Source organism: Nocardia sp. NPDC059240, assembly GCF_042753865.1.
Classification (GTDB): Bacteria; Actinomycetota; Actinomycetes; order Mycobacteriales; family Mycobacteriaceae; genus Nocardia.
The window spans coordinates 283,663-303,381 of sequence record NZ_JBHZAC010000005.1; the positions used below are offsets into that span (position 1 = coordinate 283,663).

Here is a 19,719-nt window from a genome sequence, read left to right on the forward strand (position 1 = left end):
TGGATCAGAACTTCGGATCAGATATCGAGATCCTCGACGTGCGGGTTCTGGGCGTCGACGACGCGGGCGTAGAGGCGATCCGGGATCTTGCCCTTCATATCCTCGAGCGAGTCGAAGACCTCGAGGTCGAAATCGCCCCAATCCTGTTCCCCCAGACCGAGGAAACGACGCCACTGGCGCCAATTGGTGTCGGTCGGAAACTCCGACCAGTTGGAGAAGTGGCTGTGCACCGCGTACGCGCCTTTGCGTGTGCGGTACACCCGGATGTCCTCGATGCGCTCGTTGGCCATCTGGTGCCAGTGCGTCAGCAGTGAGCCGGAGAAGCGGACCTGCCGCACCCCGTCCTTGCCGACCTTGAGGACCACCTCTTCGTAGCCCTGCAGGCGGCCCTCCTCGAGCTCGATGAAGCGCCGCAGTGCCGTCACGATCGCGCCCGACAGATTGCCCCCCACCAGCTCCTGCGCGCGCTGAAACAGCTTGAGGTCGTCATCGGATACGTAAATCGTCTTGTTCGGCATGACCCAACTATACGTAGACGTATACATACATGGCAAGACTTGTCGCGAACAGCGGTGATTGAACCGCTGACGACTCGCATTCGTATCCCGAGTGAGGCTACTAGGGCACCGGTGGAGATCACCGAAAGGAAGCGCCCATGCACAGCGGTACACGGGTCGTAGATCACCTGGTCAAGGCGGTGTCGACCCTGGGCGTCGGGCACATCTTCGGTGTCGGCGGAGCGAATATCGAAGACCTGTACGACGCGGCCTTCGAGCATCGCGATCTGGTCACGGCGGTCGTCGCCAAGCACGAGTTCGCCGCCGCCACCATGGCGGACGGCTACGCGCGCTCCACCGCCGGACTCGGGGTCGTGTGCGCGACCTCGGGCGGCGGCGCGGTGAATCTGGTCGCCGGGCTCGCCGAGGCATTCGCCTCCCGGGTGCCGGTGCTGGCTCTGATCGGGCAGCCGCCGACGGTCTTGGAGGGCAAGGGCGCCTTCCAGGATTCGAGCGGGCAGGCCGGCGCCTTCGACGCGGTCGCGCTGTTCACGCCGATCTCGCACTACTGTGCGCGCGTCGGGGCCCCCGCCGACCTGCCCGCGCACCTCACCCACGCGGTCACCGCGGCCCGACGCGGCGGGCCCGCGGTGCTGTTGCTGCCCAAGGACATTCAGCAGGCCGACCTGGTCGCACCGGACTTCGTGCCGCCGTCACGCGCCTACCGCCGCGAGATCGAGAACCTGTGGCGGGTGTTGCGCACCGTGCGAACCGCCCGTGCCACCGGAAAGATCGTGATCATCGCCGGGGATCAGGTGGCCCGCGACGATGCCCGCGACGAGCTGGCCCGCTTCACCGCCGCCCTGGATGCCGCCGTCGGAGTGGCCCCGGACGCCAAAGACGTTTACCACCACGCGGATCCGGGCTACTGCGGCGTCTCGGGCAGCATGGGCAATCCCGAACTGCTCGACGCGTTGCGCGGCGCGGCGCTGTGCCTGCTGGTCGGCACCCGCATGCCGGTCACCGCCCGGGCCGGGATGGAGGACGCGCTGGCGGCGGTGCCGCTGGCGAGTATCGGCGCACTGCCGCCCTTTCTGCCCGCCACCCACGCACACAGCAACGACCTGGCCAAGACCCTCGCCGAACTGATCGGTGAATTGCACGCCGGCAGTGGCGATTCCGAGGCTCAGGTGATTCCGCTGCGACCTCGGCCGCGTGCCGAATCCGCCCTGACGGCGTTGTCGGTGCCGCCCGCCGACGGCCCGGGGCTGCGCTACCGGGAGGTGGTGGAGACCATCAACGACGCGCTGCCGGACGGTTCGGACGTGTTCGCCGACGCGGGCAATACCGGTGCGGCCGTGGTGCATCACCTGCGGCTACCGCGCGACGGCCGCTTCACGGTGGCGCTCGGCATGGGCGGGATGGGCTACGCGTTCGGGGCCGGAATCGGCTCCGCGTTCGCCCGGCAGCATCGCCCCGACGGGAGACAGCGCCGCACCTACGTGATCGCGGGCGACGGTGCTTTCTTCATGCACGGCATGGAAATTCACACTGCGATCGAGCACCGGCTGCCGATCACCTTCGTGGTGTTCAACAACAACGCACACGCCATGTGCATCACCCGCGAACAGCTGTACTACGGAGATCGATACAGCTTCAACCGATTTCGTCCCGCGTATCCGGGCGCCGGGATGGCCGCCATGTTCCCGGATCTGTGCACCCACGCACCGGAGTCCCTCGCCGAACTCGACGCCGCGCTGCGGCATTGCGCCGAGAAGCCGGGACCCGCCTTCGTCAGCATCGACTGCGATCCCGATGAAATTCCGCCGTTCACACCGTTCCTGACGCCCCCCACCAGGAGGTAACCCGTGACCACCAGCGCCCTGCCCGCCCTGAGCGATATCCCCGACGAAGCCGTACCCGGTCTGCTGCGCATCGAGAACTCCGATCGCGACGCCACCACCCCGATCATTCTCGACATGCTGCGATCGGTGTACCCGCACGACCAGATCTTCGGCGACTATTGCCCGGTCCAAGGCTATATCGACGCCCCGCCACGGGATCTCTACGAGTACCTCGCCGACACTCGCAGCCTGGAGGAGTGGACCTACAGCCTGCGCGGATTCACCGAGACCGAGGAACCAGGACTGTGGATCTCGCACGACCGGCTCGGCGACAACACCAATATCTACACCCGCACGGTCGCCAATCCCGATGCCATGACGGTGGATTACCACTGCGCCTGGGATCAGGGCGATCACCTGTGGATGATCTATCTGATGCGGGTGGTCGACGCCCAGGTGGTGTTCGACAAGCCGGGATCGGTTGTGCTGTGGACGAATTGCCATCACCCGTTCTATGACAAGAACCCGTACAAGGACACTGCGCCGGACAAGCGCAAAGTGTGGGTCGGCGACTTCTGGGAGATGTTCTCCGCCGGACACCAATTGGAGCTCGACAACCTCAAGGCGATCGCCGAGTACCGCGCCTCGCACGGCCTGCCCATCAAGCCCGACTGGATGAAGTGAGCGATTCCATGGATTTCACAGAGCCCTCGTTGAGGACGCCGCCTGTCAGCCTGGTCGACGTGGCGGGGTATCTACCAGGTGAGCCGGTCGGCACCGAATACTTCACCCAGTTCTCCCGCTCGGACCGGATGGCCAAGAACGTCATGTTCCGCGCCCCCAAGGGCCGCCACCACATCGCCCGCGACGAGACGTCGGTGGACATGGTCGAGCAGGCGGTCGCCCCGCTTATCGATCGTCATGGGACCCAGGAGATCTCGAATATCGACGTGCTGATCACCCACACCCAGCTGCCGGACAATCCGGTGCTGGGCATGGGGCCGGAGGTGGCGCGGCGGCTGGATATGAAGCCGCGCTGGGTCTTCGACGTCAGCAATGGCGGCTGCGCGGCGTTCATCCACGCCATGTGGATCGCCCGCATGGTCTTGCAGACCACCGACGCCCGCACCGCGCTCATCGCGTGCGCCCAGAACTGCGCCGGGCCGGTGTTCACCCAGTCCGATATTCGCGGGCTCGCGCAGGCCCCGGTACCCGGCGACGGCTGCGGGGTCGGGCTGCTGGTGAAGAACAATGCGGCGCCCATCCTCGATATCGAATGCCGCACCTATCCAGAGTTCGCAGGGGACATGGAGTTCAGCACCAATGGCGACCGCAAGTACTGGGAGCCGGGCGAGGGCCAGGGCTGCGTGAGCTTCACCGAATCCAAGGTGGCCAAGGTGATGGCGCGCGGCAATCGGCTGGTGCCCGAGGTGGCGCAGGCGGTGTGCAAGCGGATCGGGGTGAAGTCCCGCGATATCGACACCTTCGTCACCAACCAGCCCAACCGGCTGTTCCTGCGCAACTGGAACGAGGCCCTGGAACTGCCGCCCGAACGGCATCCGGACACCTTCGACAGCTGCGGAAACCTGTTCGCCGCAGGCATTCCGGTCACTCTCGACGCCGAGAACCGGGCGGGACGGCTGCGCGATGGCTCGGTCGTGCTGATGGCGGCGTTCGCGCACGCCGGGGACTTCGCGGGGGCGGCGGCCGTACGCTGGGGGGCCACGCGATGACCCGGCCCGGCACGGGGGAGAACAGCCGTCCCGTACCGCACACGGCGACCCCGGTGCCCTGGCCGACCGGACTGCGCGGCAGTGAGTTGATCGCGGACGCGCAGTCCGTCGACACGCACGGCGCGCGGACCATCCGCTACGACCTGAGCCTGAGCGAGAATCCGTTTCCGCCACTGCCTTCCGTGGTCGCGGCGCTGGACGACTGCCTCGGCAAGGCGAACCGGTATCCGGAATTCCTGCCCAAACGCCTGCCGCGGCTGATCGCCGACCATCTCGGGGTGGACACCGAGCAGGTGGTGGTGGGGTCGGGCGCGACCGGGGTGGCCATGCAGATCATGCAGACCCTGCCCCGCGCCGGTGCCGGATTCATCTACGGCGCACCGACTTTCGACGGCTATCCGATCATGGCGAACATGATCGGGCTGCGGTCGGTGGCGGTGCCGCTGGACACCCACGGCCGCCAGGACCTGTGGGGGATGGCGCGCGCGGTGGACGAGCGCACCGGACTGATCGCGGTGTGCCGCCCGCACAATCCGACCGGCACCGTGATCCCGGCCAGCGAACTGAAGGCGTTCCTGTATTCGATCCCACCGCACGTGCCGGTGCTGCTGGACGAGGCGTATGTCGAATTCCTCGGCGCGGCAGACACTCTCGACGACCTGGAACTGATCAGCCGGCATCCGAACGTGCTGGTGTTGCGCACCTTCTCCAAGGCCTACGGCCTGGCGGGGCTGCGCATCGGCTACGCCTTCGGGGCGCCGGAGCTGGTGCGCAAGGTGCAGCGGTTGCAGTTGCCGTTCGGGGTTCCCGCGACGGCGGTGGCCGCGGTGCGGGCCTCCTACGCCGCGGAAGCCGAACTGGGCGAACGGATTCTGCGCATCACCACCGAACGCGAACTGCTGCGCACCGAACTGCGGCGCGGCGGCATCCGGGTGCCGCGCAGCAGCGCCAACTTCCTGTACCTGCCCGGCCGGGACATCGCGCCCGCGCTGGCGCTGGCCGGGATCGTGGCCAAGCGCTATCCGGACGGCAGCGCCCGCATCGCGGTCGGGGATCCGGGCGCGGACCGGGCCGTCCTGCACGCCCTGGCCGCGCGGCCGTCGGCGGGCGGCCGGTCGCTGCGGCGCGAGGACAGCAGGCTGCTCTCGCTCACGGCGCGCTACGAGCCCAGCGTTGTGCGAGGGCGGCACAGGTGATCAGCTGAATCTGGTGGAACATCATGAGCGGCAGCACGATCAGGCCCACCGGGTGCCCGGCGAACAACACCGTCGCCATGGGCAACCCGGTGGCCAGACTCTTCTTGGAACCGCAGAACACCACCACGATCCGGTCGGCGCGATCGAATTTCACGGCCTCGCCGAGGAATCCGGTCGCGGCGATCACAATGGCCAGGATCGCGGCGCACACCAGCGCCAGCGACAGGATCCGCCACGGCGACATCGAATGCCAGATGCCCTCCACCATGCCCGCGCTGAACGCGCTGTAGACCACCAGCAGGATGGACCCGCGGTCCACCAGCTTGGTCGGCTCGGCGTAGCGGGACAGGAAGCCCTTCACCTTCGGGCGGATCAACTGGCCGATGAAGAACGGCACCAGCAGCTGCAACACGATGTCCACCACCGCGGACGGGTCCACCTTCGCCTGACCGGTGGTGTTCATCAACAGGATCACCAGCGCGGGAGTCAGGAAGACGCCCAGCAGATTCGACACGGTGGCGCTCACGATCGCGCCCGCCACATTGCCCTTGGCGATCGAGGTGAACGCGATCGAGGACTGCACCGTGGACGGCACCAGGCACAGGAACAGCACACCGGTGTAGAGGTCGCTGGTGAGAATGTGCGGCACCAGCACCCGGGCGGCCAGGCCGAGCAGCGGGAACATGATGAACGTGCAGGCCAGCACGGTCACGTGCAAACGCCAGTGCTTGAGTCCCGCGAGCGCCTCCTGCGGGGCCAGGCGGGTGCCGTAGAGCAGGAACAGCAAGCCGATGGCGATCTTGGTCAGCCAGCTCACGACGTCGGCGGCCTCACCCCGGGCCGGGAAGATGCTGGCCAGCACCACCATCGCAAGGATCCCCAGGATGAATCCGTCTATATAGAACTTGCTGAGGAATCGCACCGAAACAGGCTAATCACCCAGGAATACTCGGGATAACACCGCACCCTCACAGCCGCGATACTGGTGGTGATCGACAGTTTCGACGACTCCCGAGGGGAATCGCCATGGTCCAGTGGACCGCCGCGGCAGTGGCCGCACCCGACACCTGGGGGATCTCGGGTCCAATCTTCATGCTCGGCTACGTGATCGCCGGGGTGCTGGCGATTGTCGCCGGGTTCGCCAGGCGCGCCGCCATCCTGCGCATGGTCGATCCGGCGTGGCCGCCCGCCGCCGCGCTGCGGCCCACCGAGACGGCCATGCTCGTGGACGATCGGCGGCCGGTGCTGGCCGGGCTCGCGCAATTGCGCGGTCATCAGATCATCGACTCCGCCGGTCGGCCGGTGCGCACGCCCACCGAAGCCGAACAGCGGCAATTGGATCCGGTGTCCGGCACGCTGTACGCCCACCTGTTCAGCGCGAAGCAGCCGCGCGTCTCCGACATGGTCGCCGCCACCGGCTCGGTGGTGGGTGGTCTGCGCGAGCATCTGATCACCGCCGGCTACCTGTTCGGCGGCAAGCAGCGGAAGGCGCTGTGGACGGCCCGGATTCCGTTGCTCGCGGTGCTGGTTCTGGGTTTCGCCCGGCTCTTCTCCTCGACCGGGCATCCGGTCGGCTTCCTGGTGTTCGTCATGATCGTGCTGGCCTTCTTCACCTGGCCGGTGGGGCGGCCCACCCGGCTGACCCGGCGCGGCCGCGAGGCCCTGCTCATCACCACCGCGAGCAATCGCCACCTGCGCCCCGCCAATGCCCCGGCCTACTCCGCGTACGGACCCGACAGCGCGGCCGTCGCCGTCGCACTGTTCGGCGGGATGGCGCTGTGGACCCTCGATCCCGCGCTCGCCGGAGCGGCCGAGATCGCCGCCGGTGGCGTCGGAAGCGGTGGCAGCAGTTGCAGTTCCGGCTCCAGCTGCGGCAGCAGCGACAGCGGCAGTAGTTGCAGCAGCGGCAGCAGCAGTTGCGGCAGTAGCTGTGGCAGCAGTTGCGGCGGAGGCTGTGGCGGATGACCGAGTCACCGCTCCCGGCCGCGGCACTGGGCATCGGCTGGCGGCGCGAGATCTGCGGCATCGTGGCGGATCTCGACGACATCGGATTCTGCGAAGTCATCGCGGAATCGCTGACGCGCGGACGCCGATCCGCGATCACGGTGCCCGACGAGCTCACGGCACTGATCGATCGGGGTGTGCGCGCGGTGCCGCACGGTATTTCACTCTCGCTCGGCGGGGCCGAACCGGTGGACGAACAGCGCGTCACCCACCTCGCCGACTGCGCGCGGGCGCTGGACGCGCCCCTGGCGAGCGAACACATCGCCTTCGTGCGGGCCGGTGGCCTGGAAGCCGGGCACCTGCTGCCGGTACCGCGCACCCGTGAGGCGCTGGATGCCCTGGAACGCAATATCTTCCGGACCAGCCGCCAACTGGACGTGCCGCTGGCCGTGGAGAATATCGCGACCCTGTTCGACTGGCCCGACGCCGAATTCACCGAAGCCGAGTTCCTCCAGGAGTTGGTCGAGCGCACCGGGGTGTACCTGCTGCTCGATATCGCGAATGTCTATGCCAATGCCCGCAATACGGGCCGCGACCCGCTCAGCGAACTCCTGCGGCTACCCACCGAGCGACTGGCCTACTGCCACATCGCGGGCGGCCACGAATCCGGCGGGCGCTACATCGACACCCACACCGACCCCGTCCCCGCCGAAGTACTGGCCCTGGTCGCGGAATTCGCCCCCGGCCGTCCGGTGCCCCTCATGCTCGAGCGCGACGGAAACTATCCGCCCGCAACCGAACTCGTCGCCGAACTCAACGCCATCGCCACCGCGGCGGGCCGCCCGCCGATCACCGTGCGCACCACGTAGCGGTGGTGGTGAATGCGACAGAGGAGGAGGTGGCGGATGAACGGCACGATCGGCGAACCGGCAGGAGAGGCCGGCACACTCGCGCATCAGCAGGCCGCACTGGTGCGGGCACTGGTGGCCGGGGACGCGGTGCCTGCGGGCTTCGACGCCGAGGATCTCGCCGCGACCACGCACGGGCTGCTGCACAAGCGGGCCGAGGAGGTGCGGCGGCGGTTTCCGCAGCTGGCGCACGCGGCCGGGACGGATTTCGTGGGCCGCTATGTGGAGTGGGCACGTACTCGGCCGAAGACCAGCACTCCCGAGGACGCCGCCGCTTTCGCCGGCGAGCTGGGTCTGCCGGATCCGAGACCGGCCGGGCGCGCCCGGCTGCGCTGGCCCACCCGCCGCAGGTGAGCCTGGCCACTCGGGCATGCTGATCCCATGATCGAGGTCGTCACCGTCAGTACCGAACAGGAACTCGCCGACGCCTATGCCGTGCGCATGACGGTGTTCGTGGATGAACAGGGCGTGCCCGCCGACATCGAGATCGATGAGCTCGACGAGATCGCCGACCATTTTCTGGGTCGGCTCGACGGCATGCCCGCCGGGGCCGGGCGCATGATCGTGCGCGACGGCGTCGGTGTGCTCGGCCGGTTGGCCGTATTGAAGGAGACGCGCGGCACCGGACTGGGCGTCGCCCTGGTGCGTGCCATCGAGGAGCGGGCGCGGGAGCGCGGACTGGCCGCGGTCGAACTGCATTCGCAGACGCAGGCGCGCGGCTTCTACGAGAAGCTCGGGTACGAGGCGTACGGCGAGATCGGCATGGACGCGGGCATCCCGCACATCTGGATGCGCCGACCGGTCAACTGATCAGGCGGGTTCGCACGCGTCGCGCAGCGAGCAGGAACCGCAGGCGCTACCGCAGCCGCCGACCTTCTCCTCCGGGAATGCCGCGGTCAGAGCCTTTTCCGCGGCCGCCGCCCCGGCACCGAGGGTGAACACCGAGATCACCACGGCCACCACGGCCACGATCAGCGCGGGCACCCCGCCCGCCACGATCGCCACCGCACCACTGGCCGCGAGCAGCAGCCCGGCCACGATGGAGGTCGGTGCGGCGACCTTGTTGGCCAGCTTGAAGGACTCCTCGGTTTTCACCGCGGCCTCGGAGTGCACCCCGAAATACCGGTTGCCCGGCAGGGTCCCGGTAAGTCCGAGCACGCCGGTGACCACGGCCACAGCCGCGAGGACAAAGAGGATCAGCGCCACGACGAACACCGGGTAAACGGTACGCCCACCCTTTTTGGGCCCTGGGGTGGGCACGTTTTACGCTGGTGGGCGACCTTAACGGGGATCGGCTCGAACTAAAGAAGGCAGGACCGTGCAGGACACCCGTGTATCCGAGACACCCACCGCGAGCGCGGGTGGGGGCGGCGACGTTCCCGCACACCGCTACAACGCCGACCTCGCGGGCCGAATCGAACGCAAGTGGCAGGGCAACTGGCAGGAGCGCGGCACGTTCTACGCGCCCAATCCGGTCGGCCCGCTGCAGGGCGACATCCCGGCTGACAAGCTGTTCATCCAGGACATGTTCCCGTACCCCTCGGGCGCTGGCCTGCATGTAGGGCACCCGCTGGGCTATATCGCCACCGACGTGTTCGCCCGCTTCCACCGCATGCGCGGCCGGAATGTGCTGCACGCTCTGGGCTACGACGCCTTCGGCCTGCCCGCCGAGCAGTACGCGGTGCAGACCGGCGCGCACCCGCGCGACACCACCACCTCCAATATGGCCAACATGCAGCGGCAGCTGGATCGCCTGGGCCTGGGCCACGACCGCCGGCGCACCTTCGCCACCACCGATCCCGAGTACTACCGGTGGACGCAGTGGATCTTCCTGCGCATCTACAACGCCTGGTTCGACGAGGGTCTGGGCAAGGCGCGCCCGATCGACGAGCTGATCACCGAATTCGAGGTCGGCAAGCGCAATCCCGTCGAGGGCCGCTCCTGGGCCGAGCGCACCCCGGCCGAGCGCAGTGCGCTGATCGACTCGTATCGCCTGGTTTACCAGACGGATTCGATGGTCAACTGGTGCCCGGGTCTGGGCACCGTGCTGTCCAACGAGGAGGTCACCGCGGACGGCCGCTCCGAGCGCGGCAACTTCCCGGTGTTCCGTAAGCGCCTGTGGCAGTGGATGATGCGCATCACCGCCTACTCCGATCGCCTGGTCGACGACCTGGACGAGCTGGACTGGCCGGACAATGTGAAGTCCATGCAGCGCAACTGGATCGGGCGCTCGCGTGGCGCGCAGGTCAAGTTCGAGGCGGGCTCCGACATCATCGAGGTGTTCACCACCCGGCCCGACACCCTGTTCGGCGCGACCTACGTGGTGCTGGCCCCCGAACACGAGCTGGTCGACAAGCTGACCGGTGCGTCCTGGCCGTCGGGCACCGACGCGCGCTGGACCTTCGGCGGCGCGGACTCCCCCGCGGAAGCCGTTGCGGCCTACCGCAAGTCGATTGCCGCCAAGTCGGATCTGGAGCGGCAGGAGAACAAAGAGAAGACCGGCGTCTTCCTGGGCACCTACGCCACCAACCCGGTCAACGGCGCGCGCGTGCCGATCTTCATCGCCGACTACGTGCTGAGCGGCTACGGCACCGGCGCGATCATGGCCGTCCCCGGCCACGACGCCCGAGACTGGGAATTCGCCTCCGGCTTCGGCCTGCCGATCGTGGAAGTCGTTGCGGGCGGCGATGTCTCGCAGGCCGTGTACTCCGGTGACGGTCCGCTGGTGAACTCCGGTTACCTGGACGGCCTGGACATCGAGGCCGCCAAGGCGCGGGTGATCACCCAGCTGGAGACCGACGGCCACGGCCGCGGCACCGTCCAGTACAAGCTGCGCGACTGGCTGTTCGCGCGCCAGCGCTACTGGGGCGAGCCGTTCCCCATCGTCTACGACGAGGACGGCGCACCCCACGCCCTGCCCGAATCCATGCTGCCCGTGCGGCTGCCGGAGATCGACGACTTCGCCCCGGTCACCTTCGACCCCGACGACGCCGACTCCGAGCCGTCCCCGCCGCTGGCCAAGGCCAGTGACTGGGTGAACGTGGAACTGGATCTGGGCGACGGCCCCCGAATGTACCGCCGCGACACCAATGTCATGCCCAACTGGGCGGGCAGCTCCTGGTATCAGCTGCGCTACGCGGACCCGACCAACGACAAGGTCTTCTGCGCTCCGGAGAACGAGCAGTACTGGCTGGGCCCGCGCCCGGCCGAACACGGCCCGAAGGATCCGGGCGGCGTGGACCTGTACGTCGGCGGTGTCGAGCACGCGGTGCTGCACCTGCTGTACGCGCGGTTCTGGCAGAAGGTCCTGTTCGATCTGGGTGAGGTCTCCGGCTCCGAGCCGTACCGTCGCCTGTTCAACCAGGGCTACATCCAGGCCTTCGCCTACACCGACTCGCGCGGCGCGTACGTGCCCGCCGCCGAGATCGTGGAGCGGGACGGAAAGTTCTTCTGGACCAACGCTTCCGGCGTGGAGGAAGAGGTGTTCCAGGAGTACGGCAAGATCGGCAAGTCGCTGAAGAACGCCATCTCCCCCGACGAGATGTGCGACCTGTACGGTGCGGACACCTTCCGCTTCTACGAGATGTCGATGGGCCCGCTGGACACCTCACGCCCGTGGGCCACCAAGGATGTCGTCGGCGCGCACCGCTTCCTGCAGCGCGTGTGGCGACTGGTGGTGGACGAGGAGTCCGGTGCGCTGAAGGTCACCGACGCCGAACCGTCGGGCGAGGCACTGCGCGTGCTGCACAAGACGATTGCCGGTGTCGACGACGACTTCGCCAACCTGCGCGACAACACCGCCGGGGCGAAGCTGATCGAGCTGACCAACTACCTGACCAAGAACTACGGCGACGGTGCGCCGCGTGTCCTGGTCGAACCGCTGGTCCTGATGCTGGCCCCGATGTCCCCGCACGTGGCCGAGGAACTGTGGGAACGCCTGGGGCACAGCACCGCCCTGGCCCACGGCCCCTTCCCGATCGCGGATCCGGCACTGCTGGTGGCGGATTCGGTCGAGTACCCCATCCAGGTCAACGGCAAGGTCCGCAGCCGCATCAGCGTCCCCGCCGACGCCGACCAAGCCGCGGTCGAAGCCGCCGCCCTGACCGACGAAAAGATCGCAGAACTGCTGGGCGGCAAGCCGCCTCGCAAGATCATCGTGGTCCCGGGCCGACTGGTGAACATCGTCGCCTGACGACCACCCAACGAGATCGGCCCGGTGCGCATCCCGCACCGGGCCGATCTCGTCACCGGGTCCGGAGACCGTCGAGGATGAGCGAGACGACCGCCGCCGAGTCCGTTTCGGTCTCGGGGGAATGCCATTCCGCGGCGTGCGTCGGGTCGTGGAAGCGGCTCGTCGCGTTCAGGACGGCGCGCGCGGTCGATTCCGGCTCGCCGGTGGCGAAGTCACCGGTGGCGACACCGTCGATGATGATGTCCCGGATCTGAGCGAGCAGGAAACCGACATGGTCGGAGGACACGGTGCTGTGCTCGGCCGCCAGCACCCGGAAGGTGGCGAACAGCTCCGGATCCTCCCGTGCTTTCGCCCATTTGATGGCAAACATGGTGGCGAGCAGCGCCGGCAACCGCTCGGCAGGGGGTAGGTCCGAGTTGCGCGCTGCGCGGGTGAGTTCGTTTCGCACCTGGTCGAGCCAGCGCCGAATCACGGCCTCGCGCAACGCGGCCTTGGACGCGAAGTGGCGGTACACGCTGCCGTGGCTCACGCCCAGTTGTCGCGCGACGTCGAGCACCGTCGTCTTGTCCGGACCGTGACGGCGCAGGATCTCCTCGGTGGCCGACACGATCGTCTCCGCGTCGAGCGGCTCCCCGCGCATCGGGCCCTCCCTGTCAGCCGGTCACGTCATCAGCCACGCGAACCTATGTCGCCACCGAGTCGGCGGTCAAACTTCGCCATCTGACTGACAACTATTGAAATCTGTCATTCATTCTATCTACAGTGGCCTCATCGCTCGACCATCGACCGAGGAGACTCGTCATCAATACTTCAAACTCCAACAATGTCGCGATCGGCGCGGAGTCGTGAAGGCCGTCGTCTACCGCGACAATGGCGGTCCCGACGTTCTCCAACTCGTCGATCGCGAACCGCCCGTGCCCGCTCCCGGGGAGGTCCGCGTCCGGGTGGCCGTGTCCGGGGTCAACCCCACCGACTGGCAGGCCCGCGCCAGACAGACCATGGCGTTCCCGGAGATCACGCCGCACCTCGACGGAGCCGGTGTGATCGACGCCGTCGGTGCGGGGGTCGATCGAAGCCGGGTCGGCCAGCGCGTGTGGCTGTTCATGGCCGCCGCGGGCCGGGCCACCGGCACCGCCGCGGAGTTCACCGTCGTGCCGGCCGAGCAGGCCGTGCCGCTGCCGGACGAGATCGGTTTCGATGTCGGTGCCGCCCTGGGCGTTCCCGCGCTCACCGCTCACCGCGCGCTCACCGTCGCCGAGGACGGGCCGAGCAGGCTGCGCCCCGGCGCGCTCGCGGACAAAGTGGTGCTCGCCGCGGGCGGCGCCGGAGCGGTCGGGCACGCGGTGATCCAGCTGGCCCGCTGGGCCGGTGCCACCGTGATCAGCACGGTCAGCAGCCCGGAGAAGGCGCGACTGGCCACCGCCGCCGGCGCCCACCACGTGGTCGACTACCGCCAAGGCGACCCGGCCGCCGAGATTCGCACGATCGCTCCGGACGGCGTGGACATCGTCGCCGAGGTGGCGCTCGGCACGAACCTCGCCTTGGACCTGGCCGTGCTGCGGCCGCGCGGCACCATATCGACCTACGCCAACGACGGTGGTCACCCGGTCGAATTGAATGTGCTGCAGAACATGGTTCGCAACATCCGCATGCAGTTCATCGTGCTCTACACCGCCGGTCCTGACATTCGGGCCGCGGCCGTCGCCGACGTCGCCGACGCCGTCGGTGACGGTGCCCTGCCGGTCGGCGAGGCGCACGGCCTGCCCCTGGTCCGCTTTCCGCTCCGCCGCACGGCGGATGCCCACCGGGCAGTCGAGGGCGGCGCGATCGGCAAGGTGCTCGTCGACATCGTGTCGTGACAGGCCTCCGGCCCGGTGCGCTATCCGCACCGGGCCGAATTCAATTGCGCTTCAGCACTTTTCCCAGTAGCCGGGGCTGGTTTCCTTGATCGTGCTGGTGACGAAGGTGTTCCACAGGCCGAGGTTCTGGTTGGAGCCGTTGGCGTAGGTGGTGCCCATCGTCTGGTGGGCGCGGCCGGCCTGGACGTGCGCGTAGTTACTGGCGGTCACGCAGGTGGGTGCCGGTGTGGTGGTGGGCGGAGTTGTCGTGGTCGACGGCGGTGTCGTGGTGGGCGGCACGGTGGTTGTGGTGGTCGGGGGCGTGGTGGTGGGCGGTGTAGTGGTGGGCGGCGGGGTCGTGCCGCCGCTGATCTTGTGAACCATGGCCATGATGGCCTCGATTTGTTTGCCGCCGTGCCAGGCGTAGTTGGCATCGCCCTCGAAGCCGTACCAGTTCCAGCAGCCGTTCGGGTTGGTGTTGTTGTTGTCCGGAATAGCCTGCGGGTACAGCACGATCATGTTGTTGGTGTCGGCGTACTCATTGAGGTTGGCGTCCTTCATGAAGGCGTCGCCGAGGGACTGGTAGTCGTAGCCCTGTTTGCAACCGTGCAGGGCGACCATCAGCCGGCAGCTCGTTCCGCTCGCGCAGGATTGCGGGATGTAGGCGAATCCCTTGTCGTCCATGCTGATCGCGCTCGCGTTGCCACCGGGGGCGTAGGCCTTCTGGTCGAATTGGATCAGTTTGCCGTTCAGGGTGGCGGCGGGGGCGCTCACGCTGCCGAAGAACTTGGTGAGCATCTCCTTCTCGGGATCGTTGTTGCAGTTGTTGACGAACGGGGACTGCGTGTCCGAGCAGTTCACCGGTCCCAGCGGGCTGACCCAGGCGTGACCGGCCGCGCTGGACTTGTTGTAGGTGACGTTCGCGCCGAAATCCGTGTAGTAGGTGGCGAGATCGTCGTTGACGGCTTGCAGCACCGTGTTGTCGTTGGTGCCGTGATAGAGGTAGACCGGGGAGCCGGACAGGCCGGAGACCGGATCCACCTTGCCCTGATTGGCCAGATCCTTTGTCGCCGACTCCAACTGGGCGGGCGTCTGGCGGCCGGAAGTGTTCTGCATGCAGGAGTTCTGTGCCCGGACCGCGTAATCGAAATCCCCGGCACAGCGGTAGGGACCGGCGGTGAAGATGCCCGCGCCGTCGAAGACGCTGGAATACGCGACGTGCAGTTGATTGGCCATATAGCCGCCGGACGAGACGCCGGAGACGTAGGTGCCGCTGATGTTGTAGCCCTGCAACGTGCCCGGCGTGGGGCTGGGGACGGCGGCGGTCACCATGGAAGCGGTGATCGCGGCCAACCCGAGACCGATAGCCGTGACGGACAGGATGTTTCGTAACTTCATACGGCCCTACTTCGCCGGTGTGAACGGCTGATTGATGGTGGTGAAGTACTGGATGGCGGAGGCGATGGCGACGGGCGCGGTCACGAAGACCTGACCGGCGATGGTGCCCAGGAAACCGACCGTGGAGGCCCCGATCAGGCAGCCCGCGACCGGGCCGACACCGAACATGGTGGCCAAAGGCGCTGTCGCGGCGGCGAATACGACACCACCGAGCACGCAACCAAGAGCCGCCCCGCCCAGGCCGCCGACCAGCGTGCCGATGGTCGCGCCCATGCTCACGGTGTCGCGCAGGCGGTTCCAGGCCGCCTGCTCACGGTCGTACTGGGTTTTCCAGGGGGCCTGATCCTCGTACGGCAACGCGACCGGCTTGTACACCGCGTGCGACTCGTCGAACTGCGGCGTCAATGTCGCGGTGCGATCGGCGACGGCCGCCGCGATCGGGAACTCGAAATCATCGACCCGGAACGTCAATGCCGTTCCCGCGACCATGGTTCCATCGGCGGCCTTGATCTTCAACGCGCCGTCCTCGACCACCAGCGAGCCCGCATCGGTGCGAATGACCGCACCGGTGTCGGTGGCCTGGTTGGTGTAATTGATGACACCGCTGTCGGTTCCGGCCGGCGCCGCACCGGCGGGACCGGCGGCTACGCCCGCGGTGGCGGCGAGCAGCAGGGCCACCGTCGTGAACTTCCTCATCTGTACTTCTTTCTCTCAGTTGCCCAGCGGGCACGTGTTGGCCGGATCCGTACCGGCCGGGCGGGACAAGGTCGTGTCCACGGGCGGAATTTGCCCTGCGGCAGTCCAGGATTCGAGTGCGGTGAAGGCACTGCGGAAGCACGGCAACATCGGCCGCAACAGGTTCGGGTAGGTGTCGTAGAGGCCGTCCACGTGATTGCCGCCCTCGACCCGGTAGTACCGGTGCAGGTCGGCCCGGCCCTGGTCGCGGATCATGGCGGCGTACACATCGGAGTCGTGCGTGATGGGCAGCAGGCTGTCCAGGGTTCCGTGAACGGTGATGAGCGGCCGTTGAATTCGGCCCGTGAGCGCGATCCGTGCGACGGCGTCGTGCACGGCCTGCGGTCGGGCCGCGAAATCGTAATCGGCATCGGACCCCGCGTAGGAGGGATCGAATTCCTGCCGGTAGATGCGCTGGGTCAGCTCCCAATAGGTCTTGTCGTGGTACTCCCACAACGGCTGGGATTCGACCGCGAACCCGGCGGCCACGATGGCGTCGCGCGCGGCCGGATCCGATTGCGAGTTCGGGTAATTCGCGATGGCAGGCGGAAGGAAGGTGAGCGGGTTATCCACATCCGTCCACAGGGTGCCCTCCCAGTCGACCCCGCCGTCGTAGAGCCACGGCGCGTTCTCCAGCTGCCAGCGCACCAGATAGCCGCCGTTGGACAGTCCCGCCATGAAGGTGTGCGCGGCCGGCCGGCCGTAGCGCTGCGCGACGGTGGCCTGCGCCGCAACGGTCAATTGGGTGACGCTGCTGTTCCATTCGGCCATCGCGTCGCCGGGCGCGGTGTCGCCCCGGAAGAAGTCGGACCCGGTATTGCCCTTGTCGGTGGCGGCGAACGCATACCCCTGTGCCAGCACCCAGTCGGAGATCACGAAGTCGTTGGCATACTGCCGCCGGTTGCCCGGCGACCCGCTCACCACCAAGCCCCCGTTCCAGTGCTCGGGTAGCCGAATCACGAACTGGCCGTCGTGATTCCAGCCGTGGTTGGTGTTGGCGGTGGAGTTGCCGGGGAAGTACCCGTCGATCTGCATGCCGGGCACGTCGCTGGGATTGCGGGCCCCGGCCGGATGCAATCCCGCCCAGTCGGCGGCCACGGTGTGCCCGGAGGCGACGGTGCCCGCGGTGGTCAGATCGTCGAGACAGTCCGCGATCTGCACCTGCGCCCCGATCACCAGCGGCGCCGCACAATTCGCGGCCCGCACCGCGGGCTGCTGCCCGGCGGCCATGGTTCCGGCCACCACGACGGCGGCCGTCGCGATGGCGGTGTGCGCGGCCAGGCGGCGGATCGCGCGCCGGCGGTGTGCTTGCGGCATCGGGCTCCCTCTCGATGTTCAGTGAAATGCCGGAAAGTCTGTTCACCTGCGACGACCGCGACCAGGTGGGTGTCACCCACATTTCGGGGTGCGAATGTGTCGGAGGTCACCTCATGTGGGTGACGGGGATGCGACGGGCCATCACTGTGTGGGCGACCCACATGACATTCCCGCCCGCGCGAACCGGAAGTGCGCCACAATGTCACGCCATGACCAGCGAGATCTTCCTGGAGTTGCTCGAACGGGAAGCTCCCGCCGTCGAATTCGAGGCGCCCGTGCTGCAGGCGCGCGCCGCTGGCGCACCCGCCGCCGAGGTGGCCGCGCTGGAGACCGCGAAGCTGTCGGCGCTGCGGGTCCGCGCACTGCTGGAGCGGCGAACCCGCAGGGAGGCCGAACTGGCCGCTCTGTTCGATACCGCCAGCGATCTCGCGGGCCTCCGGGATGTGGACGCGGTGTTGCGCGCCATCGTGCATCGCGCGCGCCGGTTGCTGCGTTCGGACATCGCCTATATGACGCTGCCCGATCCGGAGAGCGGTGACACCTACATGCGGGTCACCGACGGTTCCGGATCACCGGAGTTCCGGGCCTGCCGACTGCCCATGGGTGCGGGCCTGGGCGGGCTGGTCCAGCAGACCGGCATGCCGTACTGCACCCCGGACTACTTCGCCGACCAGCGTTTCCACCACACCTCCGGCATCGACGGTGCGGTACGCGATGAGGGCATCGTGGCGATCCTCGGCGTGCCGATGAAGCTGGGCGAGCAGGTCATCGGGGTGCTGTTCGCCTCGCACCGCGATGCCCGCCCGTACTCGCCGGAGGAGATCGCGCTGCTGTCCTCGCTGGCGGCGCACGCGACCATCGCCCTGGACTCCGCCCGCCTGCTCACCGAAACCCGCACGGCGCTGGCCGAATTGAGCGCCGCCAACGAGGCCATGCACGCCCACTACAACACCGTGGAGCGAGCGGCGCAGGCCCATGACCGGATGACCGACGTGGTGGTGCGCGGTGGTGGCGTGGAGGATGTCGCCGCGGTGGCCGCCGATATCCTCGGCGGCGCATTGTTGGTGCTCGACGCCGACGGTCGCCGCGTCGGCCTGGTCGACGTGCCCGACGGGCGGCCGCACGAGCAACTCGACGAGGACCTCCTGCTGGCTGAAATATCCACCACTGCAGGACAACTCGGCCGGACCGCACAGTTGAAGGAACTCTGGGCCGCACCCGGCGGCGCGGGCACCGACCCACTGTGCACGCTGGTGCTGCATCACCCCGATCCGCTCTCGGTCTCCGATCAGCGCATTCTCGAGCGTGCCGCGCTGGTCACCGCGCTGCTGTTGCTGTTCCGCCGCAGCATTGCCGAGGCCGAGGGCCGGGTGCGCGGGGAGCTGCTCGACGACCTGCTGGCCGGTCGAGTCGCCGACCGCGAGACGCTGGAGAACCGCGCCGCTCTGCTCGGCATCAACCTCGGCCGCCCCCATGTCCTGGTGGTGGTCGATCACGGCGAGCATCGCCGGATGGCCACCTGGACAACGGGTTACGGCATGTCCCACCACGGCCTGGCCGCCACCCGGGGCGAGCACACCGTCCTGCTGCTGCCCGGCGAAGACCCCGCGACCATCGCCGGACAGCTCGGACGGGAGCTCGCGGCGGCGCTCGGAACCCGCGCCACGATCGCGGGCGCCGGGCCGGTGGACCTGCCGGGCGACACCGAGGCCGCCTACCGGGAGGCGGTCCGCTGCGTCCGTGTCCTGCACGCGCTGGGCCGAACCGGATCCGCCTGCAGCGCCGCGAATCTCGGCTTCGTCGGCCTCCTGATCAGCGACGACGCCGACGCCCCCGCCTTCCTGGACGGCGCCCTGGGCCCCGTCGTCGACTACGACCGCCGCCGCCGCACCGACCTGATCCACACCCTGGAAACCTATTTCGCCAGCGGCTGCAGCCTCACCACCAGCGCCAAACAACTTCACGTACACGTGAACACAGTGACCCAACGCCTGGAACGCATCACCGGCCTACTCGGCGAAGGCTGGCAACTCCCCGACCGAGCCCTGGAAATCCAACTAGCCCTCCGCCTACACCGCCTCCGCGAAGCAGCCGTCTTCACCGAGTGAGCCGCTGGT

At 68.0% G+C, this 19,719-nt stretch carries 18 protein-coding genes; 11 read left to right on the top strand and 7 right to left on the bottom strand.

The genetic code is table 11. The features are described from left to right. Positions 1 to 17 precede the first annotated feature (17 nt). Positions 18 to 518 carry an EXLDI protein gene (locus ACFXHA_RS20070; protein WP_379358792.1) on the bottom strand — a complete coding sequence of 167 codons (501 nt, stop codon included), beginning with the start codon at positions 516 to 518 and terminating at the stop codon, positions 18 to 20. Positions 519 to 655: 137 nt separating this feature from the next. Between ACFXHA_RS20070 and ACFXHA_RS20075 the strand changes: the two genes are divergently transcribed. From ACFXHA_RS20075 to ACFXHA_RS20090, 4 genes are read left to right on the top strand one after another with little or no spacing between them, the layout of a single operon-like run. Continuing rightward, complete coding sequence (locus tag ACFXHA_RS20075) at positions 656 to 2,362, top strand: thiamine pyrophosphate-binding protein (RefSeq protein ID WP_379358794.1); 1,707 nt, start codon at positions 656 to 658, stop codon at positions 2,360 to 2,362. 3 nt (positions 2,363 to 2,365) lie between these two features. Continuing rightward, positions 2,366 to 3,025 carry an SRPBCC family protein gene (locus tag ACFXHA_RS20080; protein ID WP_379358796.1) on the top strand — a complete coding sequence of 220 codons (660 nt, stop codon included), beginning with the start codon at positions 2,366 to 2,368 and terminating at the stop codon, positions 3,023 to 3,025. An 8-nt stretch (positions 3,026 to 3,033) separates the two neighbouring features. After that, on the top strand, positions 3,034 to 4,074 hold the full coding sequence (locus ACFXHA_RS20085; RefSeq protein ID WP_379358798.1) for a 3-oxoacyl-ACP synthase III family protein: 1,041 nt from the start codon (positions 3,034 to 3,036) through the stop codon (positions 4,072 to 4,074). After that, complete coding sequence (locus tag ACFXHA_RS20090) at positions 4,071 to 5,270, top strand: aminotransferase class I/II-fold pyridoxal phosphate-dependent enzyme (protein ID WP_379358800.1); 1,200 nt, start codon at positions 4,071 to 4,073, stop codon at positions 5,268 to 5,270. The genes ACFXHA_RS20085 and ACFXHA_RS20090 overlap by 4 nt, the downstream gene beginning before the upstream one ends. Here the strand turns inward: ACFXHA_RS20090 and ACFXHA_RS20095 are convergent. Beyond that, positions 5,224 to 6,192: a bile acid:sodium symporter family protein gene (locus ACFXHA_RS20095; protein ID WP_379358802.1), complete on the bottom strand. Its 969-nt coding sequence runs from the start codon at positions 6,190 to 6,192 to the stop codon at positions 5,224 to 5,226. The genes ACFXHA_RS20090 and ACFXHA_RS20095 overlap by 47 nt on opposite strands. Positions 6,193 to 6,296: 104 nt before the next feature. Here ACFXHA_RS20095 and ACFXHA_RS20100 point away from each other — a divergent pair, with 104 nt between their 5' ends. From ACFXHA_RS20100 to ACFXHA_RS20115, 4 genes are read left to right on the top strand one after another with little or no spacing between them, the layout of a single operon-like run. Then, positions 6,297 to 7,235 carry a TIGR04222 domain-containing membrane protein gene (locus ACFXHA_RS20100; RefSeq protein ID WP_379358804.1) on the top strand — a complete coding sequence of 313 codons (939 nt, stop codon included), beginning with the start codon at positions 6,297 to 6,299 and terminating at the stop codon, positions 7,233 to 7,235. Beyond that, positions 7,232 to 8,083, top strand: a complete 852-nt coding sequence (locus tag ACFXHA_RS20105) for a DUF692 domain-containing protein (RefSeq protein ID WP_379358806.1) — start codon at positions 7,232 to 7,234, stop codon at positions 8,081 to 8,083. Before ACFXHA_RS20100 ends, ACFXHA_RS20105 begins: the two co-directional genes overlap by 4 nt. Before the next feature lie 36 nt (positions 8,084 to 8,119). Continuing rightward, positions 8,120 to 8,476: a hypothetical protein gene (locus ACFXHA_RS20110; RefSeq protein WP_379358808.1), complete on the top strand. Its 357-nt coding sequence runs from the start codon at positions 8,120 to 8,122 to the stop codon at positions 8,474 to 8,476. A gap of 27 nt (positions 8,477 to 8,503) precedes the next feature. After that, positions 8,504 to 8,932, top strand: a complete 429-nt coding sequence (locus ACFXHA_RS20115; protein ID WP_379358810.1) for a GNAT family N-acetyltransferase — start codon at positions 8,504 to 8,506, stop codon at positions 8,930 to 8,932. Here the strand turns inward: ACFXHA_RS20115 and ACFXHA_RS20120 are convergent, their stop codons facing one another. Next, positions 8,933 to 9,337, bottom strand: coding sequence for an SdpI family protein (locus ACFXHA_RS20120; RefSeq protein ID WP_379358812.1), 405 nt, complete (start codon positions 9,335 to 9,337; stop codon positions 8,933 to 8,935). Between the two features lie 103 nt (positions 9,338 to 9,440). Here ACFXHA_RS20120 and leuS point away from each other — a divergent pair, with 103 nt between their 5' ends. Next, positions 9,441 to 12,314 carry a leucine--tRNA ligase gene (gene leuS, locus ACFXHA_RS20125; protein WP_379358814.1) on the top strand — a complete coding sequence of 958 codons (2,874 nt, stop codon included), beginning with the start codon at positions 9,441 to 9,443 and terminating at the stop codon, positions 12,312 to 12,314. A gap of 52 nt (positions 12,315 to 12,366) precedes the next feature. Here leuS and ACFXHA_RS20130 read toward each other — a convergent pair whose 3' ends face one another. Next, positions 12,367 to 12,954, bottom strand: a complete 588-nt coding sequence (locus ACFXHA_RS20130) for a TetR family transcriptional regulator (RefSeq protein WP_379358816.1) — start codon at positions 12,952 to 12,954, stop codon at positions 12,367 to 12,369. 205 nt (positions 12,955 to 13,159) lie between these two features. Here ACFXHA_RS20130 and ACFXHA_RS20135 point away from each other — a divergent pair, with 205 nt between their 5' ends. Further along, positions 13,160 to 14,173: an NADPH:quinone reductase gene (locus tag ACFXHA_RS20135; RefSeq protein WP_379358818.1), complete on the top strand. Its 1,014-nt coding sequence runs from the start codon at positions 13,160 to 13,162 to the stop codon at positions 14,171 to 14,173. A 51-nt stretch (positions 14,174 to 14,224) separates the two neighbouring features. On the opposite strand, the gene ACFXHA_RS20140 is transcribed toward ACFXHA_RS20135, so the two are convergent. The 3 genes from ACFXHA_RS20140 to ACFXHA_RS20150 are packed head-to-tail and all read right to left on the bottom strand — an operon-like array spanning position 14,225 to position 17,602. Then, on the bottom strand, positions 14,225 to 15,550 hold the full coding sequence (locus ACFXHA_RS20140; protein WP_379358820.1) for a PHB depolymerase family esterase: 1,326 nt from the start codon (positions 15,548 to 15,550) through the stop codon (positions 14,225 to 14,227). A 6-nt stretch (positions 15,551 to 15,556) separates the two neighbouring features. Then, positions 15,557 to 16,246, bottom strand: a complete 690-nt coding sequence (locus ACFXHA_RS20145; RefSeq protein WP_379358822.1) for a hypothetical protein — start codon at positions 16,244 to 16,246, stop codon at positions 15,557 to 15,559. Between the two features lie 15 nt (positions 16,247 to 16,261). Next, positions 16,262 to 17,602, bottom strand: a complete 1,341-nt coding sequence (locus tag ACFXHA_RS20150) for a tannase/feruloyl esterase family alpha/beta hydrolase (protein WP_379358824.1) — start codon at positions 17,600 to 17,602, stop codon at positions 16,262 to 16,264. A gap of 209 nt (positions 17,603 to 17,811) precedes the next feature. On the opposite strand from ACFXHA_RS20150, the gene ACFXHA_RS20155 reads away from it, so the two are divergent. Continuing rightward, positions 17,812 to 19,710 carry a helix-turn-helix domain-containing protein gene (locus ACFXHA_RS20155; protein WP_379358826.1) on the top strand — a complete coding sequence of 633 codons (1,899 nt, stop codon included), beginning with the start codon at positions 17,812 to 17,814 and terminating at the stop codon, positions 19,708 to 19,710. Positions 19,711 to 19,719: the final 9 nt, after the last annotated feature.

Excerpts from the sequence above, each read along its gene's own strand:
- ACFXHA_RS20070 (WP_379358792.1), bottom strand. The coding sequence starts at position 518 with ATGCCGAACAAGACGATTTACGTATCCGATGACGACCTCAAGCTGTTT.
- ACFXHA_RS20075 (WP_379358794.1), top strand. The coding sequence starts at position 656 with ATGCACAGCGGTACACGGGTCGTAGATCACCTGGTCAAGGCGGTGTCG.
- ACFXHA_RS20085 (WP_379358798.1), top strand. The coding sequence starts at position 3,034 with ATGGATTTCACAGAGCCCTCGTTGAGGACGCCGCCTGTCAGCCTGGTC.
- ACFXHA_RS20090 (WP_379358800.1), top strand. The coding sequence starts at position 4,071 with ATGACCCGGCCCGGCACGGGGGAGAACAGCCGTCCCGTACCGCACACG.
- ACFXHA_RS20100 (WP_379358804.1), top strand. The coding sequence starts at position 6,297 with ATGGTCCAGTGGACCGCCGCGGCAGTGGCCGCACCCGACACCTGGGGG.
- ACFXHA_RS20105 (WP_379358806.1), top strand. The coding sequence starts at position 7,232 with ATGACCGAGTCACCGCTCCCGGCCGCGGCACTGGGCATCGGCTGGCGG.
- ACFXHA_RS20110 (WP_379358808.1), top strand. The coding sequence starts at position 8,120 with ATGAACGGCACGATCGGCGAACCGGCAGGAGAGGCCGGCACACTCGCG.
- ACFXHA_RS20115 (WP_379358810.1), top strand. The coding sequence starts at position 8,504 with ATGATCGAGGTCGTCACCGTCAGTACCGAACAGGAACTCGCCGACGCC.
- ACFXHA_RS20130 (WP_379358816.1), bottom strand. The coding sequence starts at position 12,954 with ATGCGCGGGGAGCCGCTCGACGCGGAGACGATCGTGTCGGCCACCGAG.
- ACFXHA_RS20140 (WP_379358820.1), bottom strand. The coding sequence starts at position 15,550 with ATGAAGTTACGAAACATCCTGTCCGTCACGGCTATCGGTCTCGGGTTG.
- ACFXHA_RS20145 (WP_379358822.1), bottom strand. The coding sequence starts at position 16,246 with ATGAGGAAGTTCACGACGGTGGCCCTGCTGCTCGCCGCCACCGCGGGC.
- ACFXHA_RS20150 (WP_379358824.1), bottom strand. The coding sequence starts at position 17,602 with ATGCCGCAAGCACACCGCCGGCGCGCGATCCGCCGCCTGGCCGCGCAC.
- ACFXHA_RS20155 (WP_379358826.1), top strand. The coding sequence starts at position 17,812 with ATGACCAGCGAGATCTTCCTGGAGTTGCTCGAACGGGAAGCTCCCGCC.